The 8,354-nt window shown below is 70.6% G+C and carries 7 protein-coding genes; all 7 read right to left on the bottom strand.

What is annotated here, in order from left to right; genetic code table 11:
• Positions 1–174 precede the first annotated feature (174 nt).
• A complete protein-coding gene (gene pstB, locus IEZ01_RS27930) occupies positions 175–951 on the bottom strand; it encodes a phosphate ABC transporter ATP-binding protein PstB (protein ID WP_019887540.1) in 777 nt (258 codons plus the stop codon).
• A gap of 29 nt (positions 952–980) precedes the next feature.
• A complete protein-coding gene (gene pstA / locus IEZ01_RS27925; RefSeq protein ID WP_019887538.1) occupies positions 981–2,054 on the bottom strand; it encodes a phosphate ABC transporter permease PstA in 1,074 nt (357 codons plus the stop codon).
• Between the two features lie 91 nt (positions 2,055–2,145).
• On the bottom strand, positions 2,146–3,138 hold the full coding sequence (gene pstC, locus IEZ01_RS27920) for a phosphate ABC transporter permease subunit PstC (protein WP_019887537.1): 993 nt from the start codon (positions 3,136–3,138) through the stop codon (positions 2,146–2,148).
• A gap of 102 nt (positions 3,139–3,240) precedes the next feature.
• Positions 3,241–4,374 (bottom strand): phosphate ABC transporter substrate-binding protein PstS, encoded by a 1,134-nt coding sequence (gene pstS, locus IEZ01_RS27915; RefSeq protein ID WP_019887535.1) that lies wholly within the window; start codon positions 4,372–4,374, stop codon positions 3,241–3,243.
• Between the two features lie 225 nt (positions 4,375–4,599).
• Positions 4,600–5,025 carry an NUDIX hydrolase gene (locus IEZ01_RS27910; RefSeq protein ID WP_019887534.1) on the bottom strand — a complete coding sequence of 142 codons (426 nt, stop codon included), beginning with the start codon at positions 5,023–5,025 and terminating at the stop codon, positions 4,600–4,602.
• Entirely contained in the window at positions 5,022–6,020 is a 999-nt protein-coding gene (locus tag IEZ01_RS27905; RefSeq protein WP_019887533.1) for a CHAD domain-containing protein, read from the bottom strand. The genes IEZ01_RS27910 and IEZ01_RS27905 overlap by 4 nt, the downstream gene beginning before the upstream one ends.
• Positions 6,007–8,247: an RNA degradosome polyphosphate kinase gene (locus tag IEZ01_RS27900; protein WP_019887531.1), complete on the bottom strand. Its 2,241-nt coding sequence runs from the start codon at positions 8,245–8,247 to the stop codon at positions 6,007–6,009. The genes IEZ01_RS27905 and IEZ01_RS27900 overlap by 14 nt, the downstream gene beginning before the upstream one ends.
• Between the last annotated feature and the right edge of the window lie 107 nt (positions 8,248–8,354).

Here is an 8,354-nt window from a genome sequence, read left to right as displayed (position 1 = left end):
CGATGCCGGCGGCGGCGTTGGTCGCGGCGTTCAGCTTCTTCGTGGTGAACCTGGCGTTCGGCTGACCCTCGCTGCGGGTGCGCAGGAGTACGTACGTGAATGGGCCCGCCCCCCGGGAGAGGGGGCGGGCCCTTCGCCTTGCAGTGGCACCGCCATGCAGCACCGCAAGGGGCTTTATCCGAAGCGGCCGGAGATGTAGTCCTCGGTCGCCTGGACGGACGGGTTGGAGAAGATCCGCTCGGTGTCGTCCAGTTCGATCAGCTTGCCCGGCTGGCCCACGGCCGCCAGGTTGAAGAACGCCGTGCGGTCCGAGACGCGCGCCGCCTGCTGCATGTTGTGCGTCACGATGACGATCGTGAAGCGCTCCTTGAGCTCACCGATCAGGTCCTCGATCGCCAGCGTGGAGATCGGGTCCAGCGCCGAGCAGGGCTCGTCCATCAGCAGGACGTCCGGCTCGACCGCGATCGCGCGGGCGATGCACAGGCGCTGCTGCTGGCCGCCGGAGAGGCCGGAGCCCGGCTTGTTGAGGCGGTCCTTTACCTCGTTCCAGAGGTTCGCGCCCTTGAGGGAGCGCTCGACGATCTCGTTGAGCTGGGACTTCTTGTACTTGCCGTTCAGCCGCAGGCCCGCCGCGACGTTGTCGAAGATCGACATCGTGGGGAACGGGTTCGGCCGCTGGAAGACCATGCCGACCGTGCGGCGCACGGCGACCGGGTCGACGTGGGAGCCGTACAGGTTCTCGTCGTCGAGCATCACCTTGCCCTCGACGCGGCCGCCGGGGGTGACCTCGTGCATGCGGTTGAGGGTGCGCAGGAAGGTGGACTTGCCGCAGCCGGACGGGCCGATGAAGGCCGTCACGGAGCGGGGCTCGACGGTCATGGAGATGTCGTCGATCGCCTTGTGGGCGCCGTAGTAGGCGGAGAGGCCGCTGACGTCGATTCGCTTGGCCATGGGAATCACTGCTTCTTTCGTGACCGCGGTCAGCGGCCGGTCTTGGGGGCCTTCCAGCGGGCGATGCCGCGGGCCACCAGGTTGAGGATCATGACGAAGGCGATCAGCACGAGGGCGGCCGCCCAGGCGCGGGAGATCGCGGCGTCGGTGCCGACCGCGTACTGCTCGTACACGTACAGCGGCAGCGAGGCCTGAGCGCCTTCGAAGGGGTTCTCGTTGATCAGCTTCGTACCGAAGACGAGCAGCAGTACGGGGGCCGTCTCGCCGGTGATACGGGCGACCGCGAGCATGACGCCCGTGGTGATGCCGCCGATCGCGGTGGGCAGGACCACCTTGAGGATCGTGCGCCACTTGGGGACACCCAGGGCGAGGGAGGCCTCGCGCAGCTCGTTGGGGACGAGCTTGAGCATCTCCTCGGTGGAGCGGACGACCACCGGCATCATCAGGATGGCCAGGGCCATCGCGCCGGCGAATCCGGAGGGCCCGAAGCCCAGCATCAGATTCCAGGTGGCCAGGATGAACAGGCCCGCGACGATCGAGGGGACACCCGTCATGACGTCGACGAAGAACGTGACGGCCTGGGCGAGCTTCCCGCGTCCGTACTCCACCAGGTACACCGCGGTCAGCAGCCCGATGGGGGCGGCGATCAGGGTGGCGAGGAGGACCTGCTCGATGGTGCCGAGCAGCGCGTGGTAGATACCGCCGCCGACCTCGGCGTCGAGGACGCCGTTCATCGAGTGGGACAGGAAGTACGGGTCGAGGGTCTCCAGGCCCTTGCTGATCGTGACCCACGCCAGCGAGAGCAGCGGGATGACCGCGAGGATGAAACAGACCCAGACGAGGCTGGTGGCGACGCGGTCCTTGGCCTGGCGGCTGCCTTCCACCTTGGCGGTGACGGCGTACGTGCCGAGGACGAAGAACAGCGCGGCGAGCAGGCCCCACTGGATGCGGCTGTGCCAGCCGGCGGCGAGGCCGAGGCCGACGCCGGCCGCGATGGAGCCGGCGGCGATGGCGAGGGGGGACCAGCGGGGGAGCCGGGCGTGGCGGAGCGGGTCGTGCCTGACCGCGGTCTGGACGGGCCGGTCCTGAATGGCGTGGCTCATGCTGCGCCCCTTTCGTTTGCTTCTCCGCCCGCACGGCGCAGAGGGGCGGCTTTCGCCGCTGTCTGCGGCCCGGCGGCCGTGCGTACGTCGCTCACGCGGCGGCCCCCGAGTACTCCTTGCGGCGGGCGATGATCCACCGGGCCGCGCCGTTGACCAGCAGTGTGATGGCGAAGAGCACCAGGCCGGAGGCGATCAGCGCGTCGCGGCCGAACTCGTTTGCCTCGTTGAACTTGGAGGCGATGTTCTGGGCGAACGTGCCGCCGCCCGGGTCCAGGAGGTGCCCGGAGATGACGAAGCTCGGGGAGAGGACGACGGCCACGGCCATGGTCTCGCCGAGGGCTCGGCCCAGGCCCAGCATGGAGGCGCTGATGATGCCGGAGCGGCCGAAGGGCAGCACCGACATGCGGATGACCTCCCAGCGCGTGGCGCCGAGGGCGAGGGCGGCCTCTTCGTGCATCTTCGGGACCTGGAGGAAGACCTCACGGGTCACGTTGGTGATGATCGGCAGGATCATGATCGCCAGCAGGATGCCCACGGTGAAGAGGTTGCGGGCGAGGCCGTCGCTGGCCTTGTCGAAGATGTAGGTCCAGCCCATGTACTCGTCGAGCCACTTGTTGAGGCCGTCGAGGTACGGGACGAGGAATATCGCGCCCCACAGGCCGTAGATGATGCTGGGCACGGCGGCGAGCAGGTCGACGACGTACGCGAGCGGCGCGGCGAGCTTGCGCGGGGCGTAGTGCGAGATGAACAGCGCGATGCCGATGGCGACCGGGACCGCGATGATCATCGCGATGACGGAGCTGACGATCGTGCCGAAGGCGAGGACGGCGATGCCGAAGACCGGCGGGTTGCCCGCCGGGTTCCACTCGGAGGTGGTGAGGAAGTTCGCCTCGTCCTTGGAGATGGCCAGGGCGGCGCGGTAGGTGAGGAAGATCGCGATCGCGGCCATGATCACCAGGAGGGTGATACCGGATCCGCGGGACAGACCGAGGAAGATCTTGTCGCCGGGCCGGGCCGTGCTCTTGGACCGACGGGCCTCCGTGTCGGGGCCCTTCGGGGGTGGTGATGTGGTTGTCGTAACCATCGGACTCTCCGGTCTGCGGAGCCCGGGGGCTCCTGGCGGCGGTGCACCGGATGCCGGGGCCGGCCCGTCAGGGGTGCTGGACGGGCCGGTCCCGGCCTGGGATCAGGACAGGGTGGGGACGATCTCGCGGACCTTGGTCGCGATCTCGGCCGGGAGTGGCGCGTAGCCGGCGTCCGAGAGGACCTTCTGGCCCTCCTCGCTGACGGTGTAGTTGAGGAACGCCTTCAGGGTCGGCAGGTTCTCCGCCTTGTTGCCCTTGTCGCAGGCGATCTCGTACGTGACCAGGATGATCGGGTAGGCGCCGTCGGCCTTGGTCTTGTAGTCGAGGGACAGGGCCAGGTCGTTGCCGGTGCCCTTGATCTTGGCTGCGGCGATGGCCTTGGAGGCGTTGGCCGTGGTGGCCTCGACCGGGGCGGCGGCACCGGTGTTCAGCTTGACCGTGGAGATCTTGTTGGCGGTCGCGTAGGACAGCTCGAAGTAGCCGATGGCGCCGTTGGCGTCCTTGACCGCGGTGGCGACACCGGAGGAGCCGTTGGCGGCCTGGCCACCGGGGGCGGGCCACGACTTCGACTTCGGGTCGTGCTTCCAGTCGGCCGGCGCGGCCTCGCTGAGGTACTTGCCGAGGTTCTGGGTGGTGCCCGACTCGTCGGAGCGGTGGAAGGCCTGGATGGAGGTGTCAGGCAGCTTGACGCCCGGGTTCAGCTTGGCGATCGCCGGGTCGTTCCACTTCTTGATCTTGTCGTCGAAGATCTTGGCGATGGTGGGGGCGTCCAGGACGAGGTTGTCCACGCCGTCCAGCTTGTAGCCGATGGCGATCGGGCCGCCGACCATCGGGAGGTTGATGCCCTTGCCGTCCTTGCAGATCTTCTGCGAGGCCGCGACCTCCTCCTCCTTCAGCGCGGAGTCGGAGCCGGCGAGGGCGACCTGGCCCTGGTTGAACTTGGTGATGCCGCCGCCGGAGCCGATGGCCTGGTAGTTGACCTCGACACCCTCACAGGCGGCCTGGAAGTTCTTGACCCACAGGTCCATGGCGTTCTTCTGCGCGGTCGAGCCGGCCGCGAGGAGCTGGCCCTTGGCGCCGTCGCACTTGATGTTCGAGGCGGCGGCGGTCTTCTTGTCGCCGTCCTTGGTGCCGGTGTTGTCGTCCGAACCACACGCCGTGAGGACCAGGGCGCCGGAGACGACGAGGGCACCGATCGCAGTGGCGCGAAGCCCGTTCTTGCGCGAAAGCTTCACTTTCGGGTGTTCCTTCCAGAAGCCGCCTGCCGTGAACCTGATGTCCTGGCCGTTGTACGGCGGCGTGTGTCGGGGTGTGCGGTGCAGCGCATCCACGTGCACCGTGTACGGCCGAAATTAGGCAGAACAGGTGAAGCGGCCGACGGAGGAGAGTGAACGGGAAGTGAACCGTGCCGTAAGGCACGGTGCGGAACCGCCGGAGGGGTGGCGTCCAGGAGGGTGGTCTCAGGCGGCCGCGAGGGCTCTGAGCAGGGCATCGACCAGGATCCGGTCTCTGGGCTGGGTCAGTAGGTCGCGGGCGGCCGCCGGGGGAAGCCACAGGAGGCGGTCGACCTCGGTGGTGGGTGTGAAGGTGCCCGTACCCGCCTCGGCGGCCCAGTAGACGACCTCTTTGTGGCGGCCGTTCGCCACATAGCGGGCCGTGGGCAGCCGGGCACCCAGCACGCACGCGTGCCCGGTCTCCTCGCGGACCTCGCGTACGGCGGCGGAGGCCGTGTCCTCGCCGCGCTTCAGCTTGCCCTTCGGGTGCGACCAGTCGTCGTACTTGGGCCGGTGGATCAGGCAGATCTCGAGACTGCCGGCCCCGTGCGGCGAGCGGCGCCACAGGACGCAGCCCGCCGCCAGGACCGTGCCGTCCCGGCCGGTGATCATGGCACCGAGACCGTCGCCCGGCGCCAGGTGCGCTGGAAGGCGAACCGGGCCGCCTCGACGTCGTGGCGCTGGTCGGCGTGGAGCACGCCGAGCGCGTAGGCGGTGGCCGGGGCGATCCGGGGGGTGCGGGCGGCGGTGGCCGCGGCGGCCGCCGCCTCGGCCGCGTCGCGGTGCCGGTCCAGGGCGTGCCCGGCCTCGCGCAGGGCGGGGTCGGGCTCGGTGGTGGTGCGGACCTCCTCGGCGTAGCGGTGCAGCCGCAGCAGCAGCCGTACGTGGTGCCAGGGCGCGTCCTGGGCCTCTCCGGCGCCGGCCGCGCCGAGGCCGTGGACGAGGGCCTCGGCGTTGTACGGGTGTGCGGCGCGGCCCAGGGGCAGGGCGGCGACCGCGTCCAGGAGGCGCCGCTCGACCGTCTCGGCGGGCGCGTCGAGGACCTCCAGGGCGGGCGCGGCCGCGGCCGGGCCGAGCGGGACCTCGGAGGCGAGGACCGCGACGGCGTCGGCGACCGCGTGGAAGCGGGAGGAACCCAGGGCCTGGAGCGCCGCGGAGTGCGCCCGCGTACGGGCCAGGGTCAGCTGGCGCTCCAGGAGTGCCCCGGCGCGCGCCGCGCCGACGGTCAGGCCGCCGCCCGCGGACGCGGCGCCCCGGGCGGCCGGTACGGGACCGCTGCCCGACAGGCGGGACAGCGCGTCCAGCAGGCGGACGAGCCTGGCGGTGCAGGCGTGCTCAAGGGCGAGCGTGCCCGACAGCCAGGCGAGCTCGGCCCGCAGCTGGTCCGACCAGGCCGCGTCGAGGAGCGGCCGGAAGGTGTGCAGGGTCCCGCTGATCCGCCGGGCCGCGCAGCGCAGCGCCTGGGCGGCCTCGGCGGCGCCGGCCGTGTCGGCGCCGGCCTCGGCGTGCAGGCGCAGGCTGCGCAGGAACGCGCCCGCCTGGGTGTGCAGATAGGGCGCCAGGACCTCCCCCGCCGTCACGTCCCGGGTGTATTCAGGGCTGTGCACGCCGGCGCCTCCGCGCGTCTATGAGCATCGCCTGGACGTGCCGCAGCGGCTGGCCCTCCGCATCGGTGGAGTGCCGCGTCCAGTTGCCGTCCGGGCCCAGGTGCCAGGACGAGGTGGTGTCGGACATCCCGGTCTCGAGGAGCCGGGTGAGCGCGGCCCGGTGGGCCGGGTCGGAGACCCGGACCAGGGCCTCTATACGGCGGTCCAGGTTGCGGTGCATCATGTCGGCGCTGCCGAGCCAGACCTCGGGTTCGCCGCCGTTGCCGAAGGCGAAGATCCGGGAGTGCTCCAGGAAGCGGCCGAGGACCGAACGGACCCTGATGTTCTCGGAGAGGCCGGGGACGCCGGGGCGTATGGCGCAGATGCCGCGGACCCAGACGTCGACGGGTACGCCGGCCTGGGAGGCCCGGTAGCAGGCGTCGATGACCGCCTCGTCCACCATCGAGTTGACCTTGATCCTGACGTAGGCGGGCCGCCCGGCGTGGTGGTGGGCGACCTCCTTGTTGATCCTGGTCACGAGCCCGTCGCGCAGCGACTTGGGGGCGGTCAGCAGCCGGCGGTAGGTCTCGCGGCGCGAGTAGCCCGACAGCCGGTTGAAGAGGTCGGAGAGGTCGGCGCCGACCTGCGGGTCGGCGGTGAGCAGGCCGAGGTCCTCGTAGAGCCGGGCCGTCTTGGGGTGGTAGTTGCCGGTGCCGACGTGCGAATAGCGGCGCAGGGTGTCGCCTTCCTGGCGGACCACCAGCGAGAGCTTGCAGTGCGTCTTCAGGCCGACCAGGCCGTAGACGACGTGGCAGCCGGACTCCTCCAGCTTCCGTGCCCATTTGATGTTGGCCTGCTCGTCGAAGCGGGCCTTGATCTCGACGAGGACGAGGACCTGCTTGCCGGACTCGGCGGCGTCGATGAGGGCGTCGACGATGGGGGAGTCGCCGGAGGTCCGGTAGAGCGTCTGCTTGATCGCGAGGACGTCGGGGTCGGCGGCGGCCTGTTCGAGGAAGGCCTGGACGGAGGTGGAGAAGGAGTCGTACGGGTGGTGCAGCAGGACGTCCCGCTCGCGCAGCGCGGCGAAGATGTCGGGCGCGGACGCGGACTCGACCTCCGCGAGGTCGCGGTGGGTGCCGGCGACGAACTTCGGGTACTTCAGCTCGGGCCGGTCCTGGGCGGCGACGCCGAAGAGCCCGGTCAGGTCCAGCGGCCCGGGCAGCGGGTAGACCTCCGACTCGGACACCTTCAGCTCGCGCACGAGCAGGTCGAGGACGTACGGGTCGATGGACTCCTCGACCTCCAGGCGGACCGGCGGGCCGAAGCGGCGCCGCATGAGCTCCTTCTCCAGCGCCTGGAGGAGGTTCTCGGCGTCGTCCTCCTCGACCTCCAGGTCTTCGTTCCGGGTCACCCGGAACATGTGGTGGGCCAGCACCTCCATGCCCGGGAAGAGCTCTTCCAGGTGGGCGGCGATGACGTCCTCCAGGGGGACGTACCGCTGGGGGGAGGCCTCCAGGAAGCGGGTCAGCAGCGGCGGCACCTTGACCCGGGCGAAGTGGCGGTGGCCGCTGACCGGGTTGCGTACGACGACGGCGAGGTTGAGCGAGAGGCCGGAGATGTACGGGAAGGGGTGCGCCGGGTCGACTGCGAGGGGGGTGAGGACCGGGAAGATCTGCTGGCGGAAGAGGGTGAACAGGCGGGCCTGTTCCTTCTCGGTCAGCTCGGGCCAGCGGATGAGGTGGATGCCTTCGTCGGCGAGGGCGGGGGCGACGTCCTGCTGGAAGCAGGCGGCGTGCCGGGCCATGAGCTCGCGCGAGCGGGTCCAGATCAGGTCGAGGACCTCGCGGGGCTGGAGCCCGGACGCGGAGCGGGTGGCGACGCCGGTGGCGATCCGGCGCTTGAGGCCGGCCACCCGGACCATGAAGAACTCGTCCAGGTTCGAGGCGAAGATCGCGAGGAAGTTGGCTCGTTCGAGGAGGGGGGTCGCGGGGTCCTCGGCGAGTTCGAGGACGCGCTCGTTGAAGGCCAGCCAGCTGCGCTCACGGTCGAGGAAGCGGCCCTGGGGCAGCTCGGCGCCGTAGCCGTCGGCCTCGTAGGAGTCGAGATCGGCGTCGATCTCCGGCTCCAGGTCGGAGACCGGGTGCGGGGAGACGGTGGGCGCGCGGTGCGCGGCTATGGACCCGACGGACGGCTGGGCGGCGGGCTGTGCGGAGGACTGGACCGGGACCTCGGCGGGCTGCTGGCTCATGGCCCCATTCTTCCGCGCGAAGGGGTGGTCGGGCGCGTCGGAGCGGGCCGTGGTGGAGGGAAGTCTCCCTTTGGGGAGGGCGGGCACGGCGGGCTTCATTCGCCGAG

It is taken from the genome of Streptomyces purpureus, assembly GCF_014648195.1.
GTDB classification, from domain to species: domain Bacteria; phylum Actinomycetota; class Actinomycetes; order Streptomycetales; family Streptomycetaceae; genus Streptomyces; species Streptomyces purpureus.
This window is presented reverse-complemented; position numbering and strand designations above follow the sequence as displayed.